Annotated in this window: 16 protein-coding genes; all 16 read left to right on the top strand. The window is 57.9% G+C overall.

Annotated features, from left to right (window positions below):
- Window positions 1-3 precede the first annotated feature (3 nt).
- Window positions 4-711, top strand: a complete 708-nt coding sequence (locus tag Q8Q08_01785) for a class I SAM-dependent methyltransferase (GenBank protein MDP2652739.1) — start codon at window positions 4-6, stop codon at window positions 709-711.
- Window positions 711-1,823 (top strand): glycosyltransferase, encoded by a 1,113-nt coding sequence (locus Q8Q08_01780; protein ID MDP2652738.1) that lies wholly within the window; start codon window positions 711-713, stop codon window positions 1,821-1,823. Before Q8Q08_01785 ends, Q8Q08_01780 begins: the two co-directional genes overlap by 1 nt.
- A 20-nt stretch (window positions 1,824-1,843) precedes the next feature.
- On the top strand, window positions 1,844-3,964 hold the full coding sequence (locus Q8Q08_01775; GenBank protein MDP2652737.1) for an O-antigen ligase family protein: 2,121 nt from the start codon (window positions 1,844-1,846) through the stop codon (window positions 3,962-3,964).
- Between the two features lie 28 nt (window positions 3,965-3,992).
- A complete protein-coding gene (gene rfbB / locus Q8Q08_01770) occupies window positions 3,993-5,024 on the top strand; it encodes a dTDP-glucose 4,6-dehydratase (GenBank protein ID MDP2652736.1) in 1,032 nt (343 codons plus the stop codon).
- Between the two features lie 135 nt (window positions 5,025-5,159).
- Window positions 5,160-5,921, top strand: a complete 762-nt coding sequence (locus Q8Q08_01765; GenBank protein ID MDP2652735.1) for a sugar phosphate nucleotidyltransferase — start codon at window positions 5,160-5,162, stop codon at window positions 5,919-5,921.
- Entirely contained in the window at window positions 5,914-6,810 is an 897-nt protein-coding gene (locus Q8Q08_01760; GenBank protein MDP2652734.1) for an NAD(P)-dependent oxidoreductase, read from the top strand. Before Q8Q08_01765 ends, Q8Q08_01760 begins: the two co-directional genes overlap by 8 nt.
- A complete protein-coding gene (locus tag Q8Q08_01755) occupies window positions 6,807-7,922 on the top strand; it encodes a glycosyltransferase family 4 protein (protein MDP2652733.1) in 1,116 nt (371 codons plus the stop codon). The genes Q8Q08_01760 and Q8Q08_01755 overlap by 4 nt, the downstream gene beginning before the upstream one ends.
- A 4-nt stretch (window positions 7,923-7,926) precedes the next feature.
- A complete protein-coding gene (locus Q8Q08_01750; GenBank protein MDP2652732.1) occupies window positions 7,927-8,904 on the top strand; it encodes a DNRLRE domain-containing protein in 978 nt (325 codons plus the stop codon).
- 272 nt (window positions 8,905-9,176) lie between these two features.
- Window positions 9,177-9,956 carry a WecB/TagA/CpsF family glycosyltransferase gene (locus Q8Q08_01745; protein MDP2652731.1) on the top strand — a complete coding sequence of 260 codons (780 nt, stop codon included), beginning with the start codon at window positions 9,177-9,179 and terminating at the stop codon, window positions 9,954-9,956.
- Window positions 9,957-9,982: 26 nt separating this feature from the next.
- Complete coding sequence (locus Q8Q08_01740) at window positions 9,983-11,407, top strand: sugar transferase (protein ID MDP2652730.1); 1,425 nt, start codon at window positions 9,983-9,985, stop codon at window positions 11,405-11,407.
- 175 nt (window positions 11,408-11,582) lie between these two features.
- Window positions 11,583-12,923 (top strand): O-antigen ligase family protein, encoded by a 1,341-nt coding sequence (locus Q8Q08_01735; GenBank protein ID MDP2652729.1) that lies wholly within the window; start codon window positions 11,583-11,585, stop codon window positions 12,921-12,923.
- A 14-nt stretch (window positions 12,924-12,937) separates the two neighbouring features.
- Window positions 12,938-13,972: a GDP-mannose 4,6-dehydratase gene (gene gmd / locus Q8Q08_01730; GenBank protein ID MDP2652728.1), complete on the top strand. Its 1,035-nt coding sequence runs from the start codon at window positions 12,938-12,940 to the stop codon at window positions 13,970-13,972.
- 100 nt (window positions 13,973-14,072) lie between these two features.
- On the top strand, window positions 14,073-15,026 hold the full coding sequence (locus Q8Q08_01725; protein MDP2652727.1) for a GDP-L-fucose synthase: 954 nt from the start codon (window positions 14,073-14,075) through the stop codon (window positions 15,024-15,026).
- 19 nt (window positions 15,027-15,045) lie between these two features.
- Window positions 15,046-16,521 carry an O-antigen ligase family protein gene (locus Q8Q08_01720; protein MDP2652726.1) on the top strand — a complete coding sequence of 492 codons (1,476 nt, stop codon included), beginning with the start codon at window positions 15,046-15,048 and terminating at the stop codon, window positions 16,519-16,521.
- Window positions 16,522-16,656: 135 nt separating this feature from the next.
- The gene (locus Q8Q08_01715) at window positions 16,657-17,847 is read left to right on the top strand and encodes a phosphoglycerate kinase (protein ID MDP2652725.1); all 1,191 of its coding nucleotides are present in this window, start codon (window positions 16,657-16,659) and stop codon (window positions 17,845-17,847) included.
- Window positions 17,848-17,869: 22 nt separating this feature from the next.
- Window positions 17,870-18,631, top strand: a complete 762-nt coding sequence (tpiA, locus tag Q8Q08_01710; protein ID MDP2652724.1) for a triose-phosphate isomerase — start codon at window positions 17,870-17,872, stop codon at window positions 18,629-18,631.
- Window positions 18,632-18,651: the final 20 nt, after the last annotated feature.

Here is an 18,651-nt window from a genome sequence, read left to right as displayed (position 1 = left end):
GTCATGGCCATCCTCCAAAAAATCAAAAGCCGCCTGCACCCGTATCCCTGGGTGATGCGCCTGCACGGGCTCCTGCAGATGCCGGCCATGACCCGGCAGGAAATCGAAATTTATAAGTCCGCCCTTCTCGCGGTCAAGGACCGCCAGCCGCTGAATATTTTTGAATACGGCTCGGGGTTTTCCACCATTTATTTCGCGAGTTTTTTGAAGAGGGAAGGCGTCCGTTTCCATATGGACTCCATCGACAATCACCGCGGCTGGCACGAGAAGGTGAAGGACCTGGTGCGCCATCGGGGGCTGGACGAGCATGTGACCCTGCACCTGAAGGAATTCTCGCCGTTCTGGGAGAAGGAAGGGTGGAGTTGGGACTCGGCCCCGGCCTGCGGCCGGTTCGCCCCGCAAAGCGAGGAGGAACACAAGTATATCCATTGGCCGCTTCTGCTCAACAAGAGCTATCACATCATCATTGTTGACGCGCGTTTCCGCCGGAGATGCCTTCAACTGGCCATGGGGTGCCTGCAACCCAACGGCATCGTGCTCATGCACGACGCGCAGAAAAAGCATTATCACGCCTCGACGGCGTTTTACAACTTTTCCCGCTTTCTGCCCAGCGGGGGCTACTTCCCCGGCGAGCGGAGGAAATACCGGATGTGGGTCGGCAGCATCGACAATGTGTTCGTGGAGCGGATGTTCCTGAGGTATGCGGAGTGATGGTCCGGCCCGATGTGACAGTCCTGATGACGGTTTACAACGGCGGCAGGTATCTGGCGCCGGCGGTCCAAAGCGTGCTGAGCCAGACGTTCGGGGATTTTGAGTTTTTGATCGTGGACGACTGCAGCACGGACGGGTCCGCGGCCGTCATCGAATCGTTTAAGGACAGCCGGATATTCCTGCACCGCAATCCGGAGAACCTGGGGCAGACGAAATCGCTCAACGCCGGGCTGAAGCTGGCGAAGGGCCCGTACATCGCGCGGATCGACGCGGACGATTGGGCGTTCCCTCGCTGGCTGGAAATCCAGCACCGCTTCATCGTGTCGCATCCGCAGTATGTCGCGGTCAGCGCGCAGGCGGTGATCATCAACAGCGAAAACCGGATCGTCCGCAAGCTGGCGTCGTCTTCGGAACCGGCGGACATGGTGTTGAAGCTTTTCGCGTCCGTGCCGATCAACCACGGCGGGGTCCTGATGAAAAAGAACCGCGTCCTAGAATGCGGCGGGTATGACGAGAAATACCGGGTGGTGGCGGATTATGATCTGTGGTCGCGCCTGGTCGGGCGCGGCCATCAGCTCACCAGCACGGCGGACGTCCTGATGGCGATCCGCTTTCACGAAGCGTCGGTGAGCGTCACGGATCGCCGGACACATGTGTCGGAGGAGATGGCGGAGGTCGTCCGGAGGAACTTCGAGCTTTTGTCCGGGATCGCGATCGGCCGCGAGGACGCCCTTCTGGTGGAAAAGATCTATTATGACGGCGGTTCGGCGGAGATCGGGGAATTCCGCCGGGGGCTCGGTTTGCTGGAGCGGGCTTACGGGGCGGTCAAAAAATCGTTTCAGGTCCCCCGGCCTGCCGCCCGGAGGAAATTCAAGGCGCTTCTGCGCGCGCTGTGCGTGAAAAAGATCTTCGCCCCGGGTCAGTCCGCGGAGGGCGTGCGCCAGACGGCCCGGTGTTACGTGGAGCGTTACGGCCTGCTCAATATTCCGTTCGCGCTTTTGGTCGTTTCGTATTTCGGGGTGTTCGGGGTCCGGGCCTTGTCGGCGTGCCACCGGCTGGCGGGAAAGTTTTTGATGCGGCTCCGCCTGCGCAAAGGTTCCCTGGTCTATTGAAGGGTTTTCAAAAACAATCCATGACAAAATCCATCTTGAGAAAACAGACCCCGCCCTCCGGGCCGGTTTGGGCGCTTCCTTATAACGTTCTGACCGTGATCGGGATCTTTTGTTATTTGTATTCCCTGTTCACGTCCAATTTTGCCGAACTGCACGTCAAGCCGGCTTTTCTGAACTTCCCGATCTTCATCGGGGAATTCCTCCTGCTGGTCTGCCTGGTTCTCACCGCGATCCATGTGAACGGATCTCCGCGGCGCCCGGGTCCGCTTGTCCTGGCCGCGGTCCTGGGGTATGCCGGATGGGTGCTGGTCAAGGCCCTGCACGGTTACGCGTGTTTCGGACCGCTGGCGTTCCGCAATGCGGCGCTGTTTTATTATCCGCTGTTCGCCCTGATCTGCTACTGGAGCTATGAGCCGGCTTTTTTTGAGACGTTCATGAGGCGTTTTCTCCTGATTTTTCTTCTGGTGAACCTGGTGTTCATGAAGGTGGGTGATTATTACATCTACCCGTATATCGGCTTGATTGCCGCCATTTTGCCGGGTTTGAAAAAACGGTGGATAAAAATTGCGGTTATCATGTTCCTGGTTTTTTTCATCCTGCATCATCGATTGTTGTGGACAGGCAGCCGGTCTCATCTAATCGGGATTTTTATCTCCCTGTTATTCCTCCTCAGTTTCGTTTTTTGGGGGGTTTTGCCGTTATCAAGGCGGTATAAAGTGGTAGGGATTTTTACTGGGATCCTGATCGTGGGGATCGGCATGGTGTTTTTTATGGACAAGAGCGCTCTCCGCTCTATGACGGGGATTGAACAAATCCGGACGCAGTTTGCGGAACATGACCGGGAAATTGCACATCAACAGGCCGCCTTTGAGGCCGTCGAACTTCCCGTCCAGTTGTATAACGAAAATCAGGACAACCCTTTTCGTTTGCTGATGGCCCGAGGAGAGAAAGAGACGGCCAACCCGTGGAATTCAACCATTGAGGAAACGCAGGTCCAGCAAGAAAAAGAGCGGCTGATGCAGGTCGTTTCCAATTACTTTGTGGACCGGGTGCGGGATACCACTTCCAATCTTTATGTGACCAGCGCTGACCAGTTCAAGAGCGAAACCCTCGGCCTCTATGATGCCCAGAGCGCGAAGTCCTGGGAAACGGCAGAAATCGCCATGCGGGATGAGGCGAGCACTACCCGGGACAAGGCCATCCGTGATTTTCGGGACAAGGCGCGCAAGACCGCGGATGAGGCATTGCGGTCGCTGGAAGAAGAATCCATGCGAATTTTGGCCCGTGCGGGAGAATCCCTGGCGAGGGAGCGTCAATTTCTGGGATCGGAGCTCAACGCGGATGTCCAGTTGCAGGTCGAGAGCCTTTTCGGGCAGACCAAGGAATCGCTGGAACGGCAGAAGGACCATATCCTCGACTCTGCCCGGATGTCGTTTCAGAAATATTTTGAGCTTCTGGAGAAGGACATCACCGAAAGATTTGAGCAGAAATTGACCGACGTGGTTCAGGCGGTGCGGCAGGGCGTTGATGCCGTGACCCTTTCTGCTGAGGAGGATCTGCAGACATCCCTTGAGAAGGAAAGCGATAAGAATTTCGACCGTTTTGTGGCTGGGCTGGAGTCCCGGAGGAAAGATGTTGTCTTGAAAGTTTCTCTTCAGCAGGCGGACCGTTCCCTGGAGGTGGCCGTGAACAACATTCTGTTCCGGTTGTTCATCTGGCGGGACATGACACGGGAATTTGTGCGGGAGAACAAATGGCTGACAGGCATGAATTTCGGCAAGCCCCAACGCTCCCCGTCCATTGAGATCCTCGGCTGGGCGTCCGTGGAGTGGTACCGCGACGGCTGGATCACGCCGCACAATTCATTTTTGCACATGATCTACCGCGGGGGGCTGATGGGATTCGCCCTGGCCGGGGGGCTGGTCGTTGTGTTGGCGGGCTTGACCGCGGCGTTCCTCCGCCGCAAGTCCATCGTCGGCGGCCTGCTGGTGAGCGTCCTGATCTACTGGTTTATGTTGGCGCAGACCCTGGTCTTCCTGGAACTGCCCTATACGGCCATCACGTTCTGGTCTTTGCTGGGGATCACGGCCGCCTACGCCCGGCCATTGACAGGCAAGAAAACGGCCACTGTTGGCGCGTGACGGCAACGGACCGATGGGGGAATCCTTTATGGGAAAGAAGATGAAATATCTTGTCACCGGCGGCGCCGGATTCATCGGCAGCAATTTTGTGGAGTATCTGTACCGCCATGAGAGGAACATCGAGGTCTGCGTCCTCGACAAGCTGACTTATTCGGGGAACATCGAGAACCTCCGGCCCTTCATGGGCCGGGCGGATTTTGAGTTCATCAAGGGCGACATCTGCGACGAGGCCGCGGTCCGGAGGGCCATGGCCGGGGCCGGCGTGGTGGTCAACTTCGCGGCCGAGGCCGCGGTGGACCGGTCCATCGACGATCCGCAGGCGTTCCTGAAGACCGACATTTTCGGCGTTTATATCCTTCTGCAGGAAGCGCGCAAACTCAAAAGTTTGAAGCGGTTCGTCCAGATCTCGACGGACGAGGTGTACGGCCACATCCTGAAAGGGAGTTTTTCCGAGACCTCTGTCCTCAAGCCGCGCAATCCGTACGCCGCTTCCAAGCTCGGTGGGGAACGGCTGGCGTTCAGTTTTTTTGAGACGTACCGGCTCCCGGTGGTGATCACGCGGGCGTCCAACAATTACGGGCCGCAGGCGTATCCGGAAAAAGTGATCCCGCTGTTCATCACCAACCTGGTGGACGGCCTGCCGGTGCCGGTTTACGGCAAGGGCGCGCAGGTCCGTGACTGGCTTTACGTGGAAGACCATTGCCGGGCGATCCACCTGCTGGTCCGCCGGGGCGTGAACGGCGAGGTGTACAACGTGGGCGGCGGGCAGGAATGCGCCAACCTGAAATTGACAAAGATGATCCTTGGCCACGTCGGCAGGGACGAACACATGATCCGGTTTGTGAAAGACCGGCCCGGCCATGATTTCCGTTACAGCCTGAATTGCGCGAAACTGCGGCGGCTCGGCTGGGAACCGCGGTACCGCCTGAAGGAAGGGCTGAAACTGACCGTGGACTGGTACCGGGAGCATGAGGACTGGTGGCGTCCTCTCAAGAACAATTTAGACAAACGGTATGTGACCGGATTCTGGAACGGCACTAAGAACAAGAAGGGGAAATGAAGCTTCCCGCATTCCCCGCGGCTCGCCGCGGAGGATCCGGAGAAGGCCTCATTCCTCCGTGGATCAGCGCCCAGGCTGATTTCCCATGGAAATATGGCAACCCGCCCCAAGGGGCGGAATAGGTAAGGAGCAATCATGAGAGGCGTTCTTCTGGCAGGCGGTTCGGCGGTGCGGCTCAGGCCGCTGACCAAGGTCACGAACAAACATTTATTGCCGGTTTATAAAAAGCCGATGATCTATTATCCCCTGGAGACCCTGCTCAAGGCGGGGATCCGGGACATCCTCATCGTCACCGGCGGGGAGCACGTCGGGGACTTCTTCCGCCTGCTGGGGTCGGGCCGGGAATGGGGCGCGCGGTTTAGTTACGAGATCCAGGAAGGCAACACCGGCACCGGCGCGGCCCTTTTGATGGCCGAAGACTTCGCGCGCGATGAGGAGTTCATGGTGATCCTCGGGGACAATGTGGTGAGCGAGGACATCGGCAGATTCGTGAAGGAGTTCCAGGCGGAAAAGGACCGCTACCGGGCCAAGATCCTGGTCGCCCGGGTGAAGGACCCGGAAAAATACGGCGTTGTCGTGTTCAAGGGAAAACAGATCGTGGACATCATTGAGAAGCCCAAGAGACCGCCGACGAATTGCGTCAACACGGGCCTCTGGATGTTCCAGCCCGAAGTGTTTGAATTGCTGCGCCAATTGAAAAAAAGCCCCCGGGGGGAATATGAGATGACGGACGTCCTGTCCCACTATGCGAAACAGGGGCTTTTGTCGCATTCGATCCTCAAGTCCCACTGGACGGACGCCGGCTCGTTTGAGTCGCTGTACAACGCGACCGTGCTCATGAAAAAGCTGGAAGACCGGCAGATGAAGGCCGCACGGAGGAGGTCCGCTCATGGCTAATCCGAAAATCCTGATCACGGGCGTCTGCGGATTTGCGGGGCGCGCTCTGTCCGCGGAGCTGGCCCGCAACGGTTATACCGTGCACGGCCTGGATTCGGCTTCGCCCGGGGTCCAGCTTCCGGAGGGATGTTCGTCGTTTCACCGCGTGGACATCAGCCGGGCCTTTCCCCAGGAGGGTTATTTTGATTTTGTTTTTCACCTCGCCGCCTACAACGTGACGCATGTCGGAGACCGCAGCCCGGAGAAATACCGCGAGGTGAACGTCCTCGGCACCGAGCACGTCCTTTCGGGGGTGTCCAGTTCGCATTTTGTCCTTTTGTCGACGGTGAAGGTCTACCGCAATGAAGGAAAGCCCCTGGCAGAGGATTCCCCGCTGGAGCCGCAGGGCGAATATGAAAAGAGCAAGCTCGCGGCGGAAAATCTTTGCCGCGCGACGCTCGCGAACGGGAATTTGTGCGTCCTGCGCTGCGTGAACATCATGGGGCCGGGGCAGGCCGTCAAGGCGGTTGTCCCGGTGTTGTTCGACAGGGCCGCGCGCGGGGAACCCCTGGAGATCTTCGCCCCCAAGGAATCGTTCCTTCAATTTTTAAGCATCCGTGACCTGGTGTCGTGCTGTCTGGAGATCGTCCGGAAAGAGGGGATCTCCGGGACGTTTAACGCGGCCTCGCCGGGCAGGATCCGACTGGATGAACTGGCCTTCGCGATCCGGGATATCTGCGGATCGTCATCGGAGGTCCGGTTCACCGGCCCGCAGGCGGAACCTTTCTCGGAGGTGCTCTGCGAAAATCTCGGCCGCGCGCTCGGCTGGAGCCCCCGCATGACGATCCACGAAATGCTGGAAGACTATTACCGCGCGTGTTACCCGGACGGCCATCCCCCAAAGCCATGAGTAAGGAAAGAATCCTCATCTGCGGCATTCTCCCGCCGCCGAATTTCGGCCACAGCATGGTCTACAAGGTTCTTATGGCCTCGCCGTTCGTGGAGGCGTTCGATATCATTTTTTTTGACATGCGGTTCTGGTCATACTCCAAGCACAAGAAAGTCACGCCCGACAAGCTTTTGAAATTCATCCAGTATTATTTTCAGTTCATCGGGCTCATTTTGTGGCACCGGCCGAGGTATGTGCTTTACGCGATGAGCTTTGACAAGATGCCGTTTTTGAAGGATTTTGTGTTTTGCATGACGGCCTGGCTTTTTTTCCGCGAGGTCATTTTGCACGACATGGGACAGTACCTGCGGGAGCTGTATGATTCGTGCGGGTGGGGGATGCGGGGCCTGATCCGGTGTTTCATGCGGCGCGTCACGGCCAGCATCGTCCTGGGCGAAGCCACGCGGGCTGTCTACAAAGGGTTTCTGCCGATGGAGAGGGTGTTCGCGGTGCCCGGCGCCGTCGAGGACACGGAAGAGATCAAAACGGCTCCCGCGCCGTTGAAGCCGCAGGACCCGCACGTGCTGTATTTTTCGTTTTTGAGCCGTTCCAAAGGGGTGATGACGGCGCTCAAGGCCATCCCGCTGGTGCTTGCAAAAAATCCGCACGCGCATTTCACGTTCGCCGGCCCGGTGGAGTCTCCCCAGCTGCTGGGGGAATTCAGCGCGTTTATCCAGGAGAACCTTTTGCAGGACAGGGTGAAGTACGTCGGGTATGTCGGCGGCGAGGCGGAGCGGACGGCGTATTTCCGCTCCGCGGATATTTTTATGTTCCCCTCGCACAGGGATGTTTTCGGCCTGGTCCTGCTCCACGCCATGGCCGAACGCCTGCCCGCGGTGGCCTCCCGGGAGGGCGCGATCCCCGAGATCGTGGAGGACGGTGTGAACGGGTTTATTTTTCCGAAAGGGGACCACGAAGCCCTGGCGGCAAAAATATTGGAATTGACCGGCAACAAGCCCCTGCGGGAGAGGATGGGGCAGGCCGGCCGGGAAAAATATCTGCGCGTCTACACGCCGGAGGCCTACGGCCGGCGGATGATCGCGGCGTTTGAAAGCATCATGACATTGGAGTGAGAATATGGCACGCGGACGATTTATTTTGGCGCTGTTGCTTTTAGGTTGTCTGGGTCTTGTCCTGGACAACCATTTCTCCCGTCTGTCCCGGCTTGAATGGGGAACACGGGACCTGCCGGCCCTGGAGCGCCGGACCGCGGCTCTGGAGGCGCATTTGAGCCGCCTTGATTCCGCGGAGGCGCGTCTGTCCCGGCTGGATGCCGAGGCCGGACTGATCCGGGATCACGAAGCCGCGTTAAAAGTCCTGGCGTATGACCGCGGCCTTTTCCGGATGCTGATGACCCGGGAGGTCCTTCAAAAGGAAGGCATTGAAGTTCTCCTGACGGGCCGGGGCGCTGACGAGGTGAGCGATGTCCGGATCGGGAGCGATCCCAGCCATCAGCGGGTGAATTGGGGGGCGACGCCGGCGATCGGCACGGGCGGAGGGGACAATAACAACCGGTACCGCTCGCTCATCAAGTTTTCCGATGTCCGTTCCGGGCGCCTGCAGGGAGGAACGATCCTTGCGGCGGCGATGTATCTTTATCAGTATGACAACGCGGCAGAGGACGATCTGGCGGCCAAATCGACCTTGAATCTTTACTCTGTCCTCCGGCCATGGAACGAAGGGGGCGGGATCGGTTATGCTCCCCGGCCGCAGGAGTCCAGCTGGATGGCCGCTTCCGATGGGGAAAGGGAATGGAAAGAGCCGGGATGCTCCGGCGCGGAAGATTGCGGCCAGGAGGTCCTTGCCTCGACCGGGCCGCATGTTTACGGTAACGCGGACGGATGGGTTGTCCTGCCGTTCACGGACGCGGGGACCGCGTTTCTCCAGGCCTGTTTTGACGGAGCGGCCTCTTGCGATGGTTTTCTCCTGAAATCCGAAGAGGAGTCCTTGCCCAATACATTCACGGCCTTCCGGTCTTCTGAATTTTCCGGGCCGTCCCATTCGCCTTTTCTTGAGATTTTTTACCGGGTCCCCCGTCCCTCCGGTCTTCCGTAAGCCGCCGGGCTGGTAAAGAAATTCCTTCCCACGGATGAGACATTATGCTATTTATATAACTTATCTGTAGCGGCCGGGCGCAGGCTGATTGCAACCCGTTGCTGTTCAAAACTTTATCCCGTATTTTTATAAACATCCGGGCTTTTGGCCGGGGATGGGAAATCAACGGGATCCCCCCCTGCAAGGGCGAGGAAGAGAGGAACCGCGAGCTGTCCCTCGACTCTCACTCGGGATGGTGGGCGTGGGGCAAACCAAAGTCCGCGGGCTCCATCATGAATGAAACCCCTTCGGGCAGGCAGGAATTGGAATCTTTTACGGTTTTGGGCGTCAGGATCCACGCGACCAATTTGGCTGCGGCCTGCCGAACCGTTGAGGAATGGATCCGGACCCGGACCCGGACGTATGTCTGTGTCGCCCCGGTGTCCACGGTCATGGACTGCCAGGATGATCCCCAATACCGGGAGATCGTCAACAACGCGGGGATGACAACACCCGACGGCATGCCTCTGGTGTGGATCGGCCGCCGGCGGGGGCACGCGGACATCCAGCGGACTTACGGCCCGGATCTGATGCTGGCGCTGTGCGACATGAGCCAGAGGACGGGGTTCCGCCATTATTTTTACGGAGGGACCGGGGAATCTCTGGCCCGGCTGGCACAGCGTTTGATGAAGATGTTCCCGGCCCTGAATATCGCCGGAAGCCACGCCCCGGGAATGCTGGGGATCGGGGAACGCGAAAGCGATTCTGTCCTGGAGAAGATCAATCATTGCCGGCCGGATATCCTCTGGGTCGGATTGGGTTCTCCCAAGCAGGATTACTGGATGTCCCTGCACCGGGAACGGCTGGACGTCCCGGTGATCATCGGCGCCGGCGCGGCGTTCGATTTTCACGCCGGGAACAAGCCGCAGGCCCCTCGGTGGATGCAACGGTCCGGGCTGGAATGGCTGTTCCGGTTTTGCTGTGAGCCCCGGCGGCTCTGGCGGAGGTATCTGGTCGGCAATACGCGTTTTATTTTTCTGCTCCTGCGGGAAATGGCCTGCGGAGGGCGATGAGGAATTAGCACGAGGTCTTGGGTTCCATGGTGACGCGACGGCGAATATTTTTCATCAAATTCAGCTACATCCTCATCGACATCATCTGCGTGGGCGCGGCGATTTACCTGGCCTGTCTCCTGCGCCGGCACACCCTGCCTTTTGAAGTTTCGTTCCACAATATTTTCCTGACCCCGTCCAATCCGTTCCACATTGTTTTTGTCGTCTGGATTTTCACCATCCTGTTTTTCAATAATGCCAACGACCTGTACCAGACCCGGCGCGAGGTCCTCGAAGGGCTTGAGTTCCTGGAGGTCACAAAATCCGTATTTTATTCGTCCCTGGCCACGGTCATGGCGGTTTTTCTCCTGAAGGTCGCGGATTTTCCCCGCAGCATCCTGATCCTGATCGCGGTGTTTATCACCGTCTTTCTCGTGATCTGGCGGATCTTCAAGCGGGCGTTCGTCGAATTCATCGTCGCCCGGGGGTACAACAATTTCAATGTGCTGATCATCGGCACCGGGAGTGTCGGCGTGACCCTGGTCGAGGAGATCCGGAAAAGGCCGGGGCTGGGGCTGCGGATTTCCGGATACCTGGATGACGTCCATCCGGCCGGGTCCGAGCATGGCGGGCACAAGGTCCTCGGCCGGGTCGCGGACTTTCCGGACATCGCCCAGAGGGAATTCATCAACAAGGTTTTCATCACCACGCATCACGACAACGACGCGTTCATTCAGTTGTTGGAGCAGGCCAACGACCTGAATGTCGCCGTGCGCGTGGTCCCCCAGGGGTTTGAACTCAGCAAGGGGGAATTCTTCAAATATAACATCGGCGTCATTCCGATCCTGGAGTACTGCGACGCGGAAAACCTGCGCAAACAGGCGGGCAAGCGGCTTTTCGATTTTATCGCGTCGCTGAGCCTTTTGACCGTGCTGTCCCCGCTGCTTCTCGCGCTGGCGGTCCTGATCAAGCTGGACAGCCCCGGCCCGGTTTTTTATCTGTCCCGGCGTTACGGGCGGGGAGGGCGGCAGTTTTTTATGTACAAGTTCCGCAGCATGGTCAGCGACGCGGACCGGCAGCTCTCGCAACTGAAGGACAAGAACGAAGTGGACGGCCCGATTTTCAAAATACGCAACGACCCGCGCGTCACTCCCTTTGGGCGTTTTCTGCGCAAATACAGCCTGGATGAATTGCCCCAGCTCATCAATGTCCTCATCGGGGAGATGAGCCTGGTCGGCCCCCGGCCCTTCCCGATCGCCCAGGTCGAGAAAGAGGACCTGCGCCAGATCAAGCGGCTTGAGGTCCGTCCCGGCATGACGGGCCTGTGGCAGATCCGCGGCCGCAGTGACATCTCTTTCGACCGGCTCATCCGCTGGGACATCTGGTATATCAACAACTGGTCGTTCTGGCTTGACTGGAACATCCTGCTCCAAACCGTCCCCGTTGTGTGCAAAGGGAGGGGAGCGTATTAGTGAGCACATGGCTTACGGAGATCCCGCGAAGCGGGACGACGTAAGCCATCTGTGCGAACTAACCCCGGTTGTTCGCCCTGCGCAGCGGTCAGGGCAGCCGGGGTTAATGTCTATCTAAAAAACTTTTCCTCGGACGCCGAATTAATCCCGGCGCCTTGCTTCGCCGAAATCGTTCTTGATTTCGGGGGTTGAAGCGGCCGGGGCCAATGATCCCACCAACACCATGACCCCCCAAAAACTCATTCTCACCCTCGACCGCTCCATCTTTGTCCTCCTCTGCGCTCTCGTCTTCTGGCTGCCATACAGCAAGGCCGCCATCGAGGTCTGTGTGATCCTTTCCCTGATTCTTTGGATCGTCAAAAGGACAGTGCCGGCTGTCTGGTCCCCGGCGGCTCCCACGTTCGGGCGAAAAGCCCTGGACGCTTTGAAGGCCTTGAACCCGCCGTTCGGTTTTGCCGGAACGGCTGTCTGGCTTTTCCTGGGGGCCTGCGTTTTTTCGGTGCTGGGGAGTGTCTACCCTGAACGCTCCTGGCATGGCTTCGTCACCAAGACCCTGGAGTGGTTCGTGATCTTCTTCCTTGTGGCCGACTCCTGCGGAACGAGGAGACGCCTGGGTATCCTCCTGGCTGTTTTCCTGGTCACGTCCCTGGCCACGGCCCTGGACAGTTTGTTCCAGGTGTTTGTCTCCGGGCGGGACATTTTTTTTGGTAATCAGCTGGTGGACGGGTTCCGGGCCACGGCCGCCTTTAACCACTCCAACAGCCTTGGAGCGTATTGGGCGGGGGCCGTGCCCGTGATTTTTTCTCTGCTTATGACAAAAAGCAAAAAATTGTGGCATTATGGCCTTTTTATCTTAATATGTATATTAGTTTTATGGTCGTTGCTCCTGACCTATTCGCGGGGGGCCTGGCTGGCCACGCTCGCCGGGATGGTGGTTTTTGCGGCCATTTCGGGAAAACGGGGGAGGGTGATCCTCATCGCCGGTTTTGTGGCGGTCATCGTGACCGGCCTGGCGGGGAATGCGGCCCTCAGGAAGAATTCCCGCGTTGACGCGCCCATGATCAGCACCGCCATCGGCTGGCGGGCGAACCTCTGGCGGGACAGCTGGGAAATGGTCCGGGAACGTCCTGTCTTCGGCCACGGCATCAATACGTTCATGCCCCGCTACGAGGAATATGTCCGGACGCGGCCCAGCCGGTTGTCCGTCGGGTTTCAGCCGACATACGCCCATAACTGTTACGTCCAATTGACCGTCGAGACCGGTCTGGCCGGGCTGGTCCTTTTCTTGGGTATTGTGTTCCAGCTTTTCATGAAAGCCGCGAAGACCGTGGCCGCTGCAACACGCGCCCCGTCGAGGCACATCATCGCCGGCGCCGCGGCCGGCATGGCGGCGTTTCTGATGCACAGTGCCGTGGACACGAATTTCTATTCTTTGCAGCTTTCCGCCTTTTTTTGGCTGATGGCCGGGGGACTGGTCAGCGCCATTCGTCTGGCGGACACGCAACAAACACGTTAGGCGGGGGAGGACATATGCCCAGCAGGAAAAAAGCATTGATCACCGGGATCACGGGCCAGGACGGTTCTTACCTGGCGGAATTCCTTTTGGAAAAAGGTTATGAAGTTTTTGGCCTGATCCGCAGGTCCAGCTCGTTCAATACCGACCGGATCGACCACTTGTACCGGGACCCGCATGAAAAAGGCGTGCGGCTGAAGCTTGTTTACGGCGACCTGAATGACGCGAGCTCGCTCAACAGGATCATCCGGACCATCCGGCCGGACGAAATTTACAACCTCGGCGCGCAGAGCCATGTCCGCGTGAGTTTCGACATTCCGGAATACACGGCGGAGATCACGGCGCTGGGCACGACCCGTCTCCTGGAAGCGATCCGGGATTCCGGGATCGAGACCAAATTTTACCAGGCCTCGAGCTCCGAGATGTTCGGCCTGGCCCAGGAAATTCCCCAGAATGAAAAAACTCCGTTTTATCCCCGCAGTCCTTACGCGGCGGCCAAGTTGTATTCGTACTGGCTGACCGTCAATTACCGTGAGGCCTACAAAATTTATGCCTGCAACGGCATCCTGTTCAATCACGAATCCCCGAGACGGGGGGAGACGTTCGTCACCCGCAAGATCACCATGGCCCTGGCGAGGATCAAATTCGGGCTCCAGGACAAATTGTTTTTGGGCAACCTCAACGCCAAGCGCGACTGGGGTTTCGCCGGGGATTATGTCGAGGCGATGTGGCGGATGCTCCAGCAGCCCAGGCCGGACGATTACGTGATCGCCACCGGCGAAACGCACTCGGTGAAAGAATTTTTGCAGGAGGCCTTTGGTTACGCGGAACTGGATTGGAAAAGATACGTGAAGATCGACCAGCGGTATTTCCGTCCGACGGAAGTGGACATCCTCCTGGGGGACAGCGCCAAGGCCCGGAGGGCCCTGAAGTGGAAGCCGAAAGTCGGGTTCAAGTCCTTGGTCCGCATGATGGTGGACGCGGACATGAAATTGGTCGAGCAGAAGGTCCATGGGATCAAGGGGATGACCTCCCGGCTTAATGAGCACTGAACTTGCGGAGCGCAGCGAACGTAAGTTCATGTGCGAATTAGCCCCGGCGATTTGCCCCGCCATGCGATTGGGGCAGCCGGGGGTATTGACAGAGGACTGAATGGCAACACAATTTTGGAAAAACAAAAGGGTCGTCGTCACCGGCGGGGCGGGTTTTTTGGGCCGGGTCATCCTCGAGAAGTTAAAGAGGCGCGGTTGCTCAAATATTTTTGTGCCCCGCAGCCGGGATTACGACCTGCGCGAGACGGGACCCATCCTGCGTCTTTTGAAAAAGGCCAGGCCTGACATCATCATCCATCTGGCCGCGGTGGTCGGGGGGATCGGCGCCAACCGGGAAAACCCGGGGAAGTTTTTTTACGACAACCTGATGATGGGCGTGCAATTGATTGAACAGGCGCGGCTCGCGGAAGTGGAAAAATTCGTGGCCATCGGCACGATCTGCGCGTATCCCAAATTCACGAAAGTCCCTTTCAAGGAGGACGATCTTTGGGATGGATATCCGGAAGAGACCAACGCCCCTTACGGCCTGGCCAAAAAGATGCTGCTGGTCCAGTCCCAGGCCTACCGCCAGCAGTACGGCTTCAATTCGATCTATCTTCTGCCCGTGAATTTGTACGGGCCGTGGGACAATTTTTCGCTCACGACCTCGCACGTGATCCCGGCGCTCATCCGCAAATGCCTTGAGGCCAAGGCGCGCGGGGACGCGTCCGTGACCGTGTGGGGGACAGGCAAGGCCACGCGGGAATTCCTGTATGTGGATGACGCGGCCGAGGCGATTCTCCTTGCGTCGGAAAAATACAATAAATCCGATCCGGTCAACATCGGTGCCGGGTTTGAGATCTCGATCAAGGACCTTGTTCATCTGGTCGCCGAACGGACCGGGTTCCGCGGCCGGATCGTCTGGGACCGTTCCCGGCCCGATGGACAGCCCCGCCGCTGCCTGGATGTCGGCCGCGCCAGGAAGGAATTCGGGTTTCGGGCCAAGGTGTCCCTGGACGACGGGATCCGCCGGACCATCCGGTGGTATCTGTCCCGCCGGGACATGGCGGCATGATTTTCATGAGGATTGCAAGATGACACAGCAGAAAGCGCTGGACAGATGCGACCTTGTCATGCGATGGGCGTTTTGCTCGCTGATTTTTTTTGTGCCGATTTCCACCGCCCTGGTGGAGAGTTTCTTCGGACTGATCCTGCTGACTTTTTTCATCAAGCGGGGGGTTGTCATTATCCCCGAGATCAACGCGCAAATCCGGCGGGGAGTTTCTCCGTTTTCTCTGGAACGCTGGAAGGCCTACGCGGATTTCTTCCGTCCCTCCCCCAGTTTCCTCAACGTCCCGATCGGCGTGTTTCTCCTCATTAATTTTCTGTCAGTCCTTTTCAGCCCTTATCCGCTGTTGAGCCTCCGGGGGGTGATCTTTAAACTGTTTGAGAATATTTACCTTTATTTCGCGTTTGTGGAATGCATGACGGCGAGGCGCGCCATCAACGCGTTCCTAACGGTTTTTGTTGGTTCTGCCATGCTGATCGGGGCCAGCGGTGTCACCCAGTTTGTCACGGGAAGGGATTTCATTTACGGGAATCTGCTGGGCGGGGGGCGGGTCATGGCGTCTTTCAAACACCCCAACGATTACGGTTCGTACCTTTTGATCGCGATCTTTGTCCTCCTGGGGCTTGTCATGGCGAGTTTTTCCCGCCGCGGGGCGGAACCCCGGGGGCAGTTGGACAGGGTCCTGTTCCATAACCGGGCGCTTCTTCTCCTGATCCTTGTGGTGAACATCGCCTGCCTGGGCTTTACGTTCTCCCGGGGGGCCTGGGTCGGATTTTCCGCGGCGGTCTTCCTTCTCATCCTGCTGGACCGGAGGGGAGGGATAGCTTCTCTCATTATTCTTTGCCTTTTTTTTATGGTGTTTACGCCTCTTTTGGTTAAAAACCGCAATGTGTCTTTTACATCGGATGATGTCCGCTGGACAGAGTCCCAGGAATTGCAGAAGAAGGAACTGGAGTCCCAGTCCGCCCCTTCCCCCGGGCCGGAGACCGCGGTCTCTTCCTCGTTGAAGGAATCTGTCGGGGAGGTCATTGAGCGGATCAAGAATTTTACGGGATGCGGACGGACGGACAATTTTTGGGCGGGGGCTTTTCATGTGATCCGGAAATATCCCGTGTTTGGTTCCGGTTACAACACCTATCAAAAAGTCATTGAAAGCGACCATAAAATCCCCCAGGCGTACCCTCACAACTGTTATCTCCAGATGGCTGCGGAGACCGGCGTGATCGGGCTGGCGGCCTTCCTATGGGTCATCGGTTTGCTCATTGTTAAATCATTGGCCGCGTTGCCTCTGATCAGGGACCCGCATGTGAGCGGGACCCTGGGAGGTTTGCTGGCGGGGCTTGGCGGGTTTTTTACCCACGCCGCGTTTGATACCAATTTTTATTCTGTCCAACTGGGCAGTCTTATGTGGGTCATGATGGGGCTGGCTGTGGCCCTCAGGTCAGCCGGTCTCGCGGACAGCCGGCCGGGAGCCGGCGCCGGGGAACGCCAAGCCGGTTGACAAAAGGAACAGCTTGGATATAATAGTTGCCATTAAGAAAGAGAATTTCCCTAAATATATACATAGCCAGGCCGATCCGGTTCTATCCGGATTTTTGAACCATTTTCATAAACGTTTAACCAGAAGAAGGTTTTCATGAAAAAACAAACCATCCGCGACATCGATTTGAAAAACAAAAAGGTTATCATCCGGGTAGACTTTAACGTCCCTCTGGACAAGAGTTTGAAGATCACGGACGACCGGCGTATCCGTGCCGCCCTGCCGACCATCCAGTACGCGCTGGAGCAAAAAGCGGCCAAAGTGATCCTGATGAGCCATCTCGGACGGCCGGACGGGCAGGTCGAAGAGGATGCCCGCCTGACGCCCGTGGCTCAACAGTTGGAAAAATTGCTGGGGCAAAAGGTCCTGAAACTCGACGACTGCATCGGTCCGCAGGTGAAGGAGGCCGTTCAGAAGAGCTCTGAAAAAGTCATCCTGCTGGAAAATTTGAGGTTTCACAAAGGCGAGACCAAGAATTTCCCGGACTTTGCCAAGGAATTGGCGTCTCTCGCGGATATTTATGTGAACGACGCTTTCGGGACCGCCCATCGCGCCCACGCGTCGACCGAAGGTGTCACAAAACACCTGCCGTCCGTGGCCGGATTTCTCCTTGAAAAAGAAGTGGATTACCTTTCGAAAGCCATCGACAATCCCCAGAAACCGCTGGTCGTTATTCTTGGCGGGGCCAAGGTCTCGGACAAGATCATGCTGATCGAGAATCTTTTGGGCAGGGCTGATGCGATCCTGATCGGCGGCGGGATGGCGTATACCTTTTTGAAGGCCCAGGGCAAAAGCATCGGAAATTCCAAGCTGGAGGCCGACAAGGTCGAGACAGCGAAGACTATATTAGAGAAGGCAAAGCAGGCCAAGGTCAACATCCTGCTGTCCGAAGATTTTGTCATTACTCGCGAATTTGAAAAGCCGCAGGAGCGAAAGATCGCCGCAGGCGAGATCGCGGACGGCTGGATGGGTGTGGACATCGGCCCGGAAACCCGCAAAAAGTTCAAGGACGTCCTGGCCACGGCCAAGACCATTGTCTGGAACGGCCCGGTCGGCGTGTTTGAGATCAACGAATACGCGGAAGGGACCAGAGAGATCGCCGAATTTGTTTCCAGGCTCAAGGGCGTGACCTCCATCGTCGGCGGCGGGGACACGGCCGCGGCCGTCGGGAAATTCAATTGCGAAGCCGGCATGACCCATATTTCAACCGGCGGCGGGGCGTCGCTCGAGTTCCTGGAAGGCAAGGAACTGCCCGGCGTCAAGGCGCTTTTAAACAAGTCCATTTAATTTCAGCTGGAAGGATTCCAACATGCGAAAAACAATCATTGCCGGCAACTGGAAGATGTTCAAGACGTCCCAGGAAGCCATTGACCTGGTGACGCTCCTTAAGAGGGACTTGGCGGATGTTTCTGAAGTGGAAATCGTTGTCTGCCCGCCGTTCACGGCATTGTCCGATTTGAGCGACATCCTGTATCAAACCAATATCGCCCTGGGAGCGCAGAACCTGTTCTGGGAAGATTCCGGCGCGTTCACCGGCGAGATTGCCGCGCCCATGCTGACGGCGATCGGCGTCAAGTTTGTCATCATCGGGCATTCGGAGAGGCGCCAGTATTTCGGCGAGACGGATGAGACCGTCAATAAAAAAATCAAGGCGGCCCTCCGCCACGGCCTGACCCCGATCGTGTGCGTGGGGGAGAACCTGAAGGAACGGGAGTCCGGGCAGGCCTTCAACGTCATTAAGACGCAGGTGGACGGCTCTCTGGCCGGATTCAGCGCCGAGGACATGGAGAAAATGGTCATCGCCTATGAACCGGTGTGGGCCATCGGAACGGGCAAGACCGCTACGCCCCAGCAGGCCCAGGAAGTCCATAAATTCATCCGGGGGCTGCTGGAGCAGACATACGGGCGGGATCTTGCGGAGAAGATCCGCATTCAATACGGCGGCAGCGTCAAGCCGGACAACACCGCCGAGCTCATTTCCCAGCCGGACATCGACGGCGCCCTTGTGGGCGGCGCGAGCTTAAAGCACGACAGCTTCGTCCAGATCATCCGGGGCGGCTGCCGCAATTAATGAGGCCCCAACTTATGGAG

Source organism: Candidatus Omnitrophota bacterium, from assembly GCA_030688425.1.
Taxonomy (GTDB): domain Bacteria; phylum Omnitrophota; class Gorgyraeia; order Zapsychrales; family JANLHA01; genus JAUYIB01.
Note: the sequence above shows the minus strand (reverse complement) of the source record. Positions and strands in the feature narration are given on the sequence as shown.

Excerpts from the sequence above, each read along its gene's own strand:
- Q8Q08_01755 (MDP2652733.1), top strand. The coding sequence starts at position 6,807 with ATGAGTAAGGAAAGAATCCTCATCTGCGGCATTCTCCCGCCGCCGAAT.
- Q8Q08_01765 (MDP2652735.1), top strand. The coding sequence starts at position 5,160 with ATGAGAGGCGTTCTTCTGGCAGGCGGTTCGGCGGTGCGGCTCAGGCCG.
- Q8Q08_01745 (MDP2652731.1), top strand. The coding sequence starts at position 9,177 with ATGAATGAAACCCCTTCGGGCAGGCAGGAATTGGAATCTTTTACGGTT.
- gmd (MDP2652728.1), top strand. The coding sequence starts at position 12,938 with ATGCCCAGCAGGAAAAAAGCATTGATCACCGGGATCACGGGCCAGGAC.
- Q8Q08_01785 (MDP2652739.1), top strand. The coding sequence starts at position 4 with ATGGCCATCCTCCAAAAAATCAAAAGCCGCCTGCACCCGTATCCCTGG.
- Q8Q08_01775 (MDP2652737.1), top strand. The coding sequence starts at position 1,844 with ATGACAAAATCCATCTTGAGAAAACAGACCCCGCCCTCCGGGCCGGTT.
- Q8Q08_01715 (MDP2652725.1), top strand. The coding sequence starts at position 16,657 with ATGAAAAAACAAACCATCCGCGACATCGATTTGAAAAACAAAAAGGTT.
- Q8Q08_01780 (MDP2652738.1), top strand. The coding sequence starts at position 711 with ATGGTCCGGCCCGATGTGACAGTCCTGATGACGGTTTACAACGGCGGC.
- Q8Q08_01720 (MDP2652726.1), top strand. The coding sequence starts at position 15,046 with ATGACACAGCAGAAAGCGCTGGACAGATGCGACCTTGTCATGCGATGG.
- Q8Q08_01725 (MDP2652727.1), top strand. The coding sequence starts at position 14,073 with ATGGCAACACAATTTTGGAAAAACAAAAGGGTCGTCGTCACCGGCGGG.
- Q8Q08_01740 (MDP2652730.1), top strand. The coding sequence starts at position 9,983 with ATGGTGACGCGACGGCGAATATTTTTCATCAAATTCAGCTACATCCTC.
- rfbB (MDP2652736.1), top strand. The coding sequence starts at position 3,993 with ATGGGAAAGAAGATGAAATATCTTGTCACCGGCGGCGCCGGATTCATC.
- tpiA (MDP2652724.1), top strand. The coding sequence starts at position 17,870 with ATGCGAAAAACAATCATTGCCGGCAACTGGAAGATGTTCAAGACGTCC.
- Q8Q08_01760 (MDP2652734.1), top strand. The coding sequence starts at position 5,914 with ATGGCTAATCCGAAAATCCTGATCACGGGCGTCTGCGGATTTGCGGGG.
- Q8Q08_01750 (MDP2652732.1), top strand. The coding sequence starts at position 7,927 with ATGGCACGCGGACGATTTATTTTGGCGCTGTTGCTTTTAGGTTGTCTG.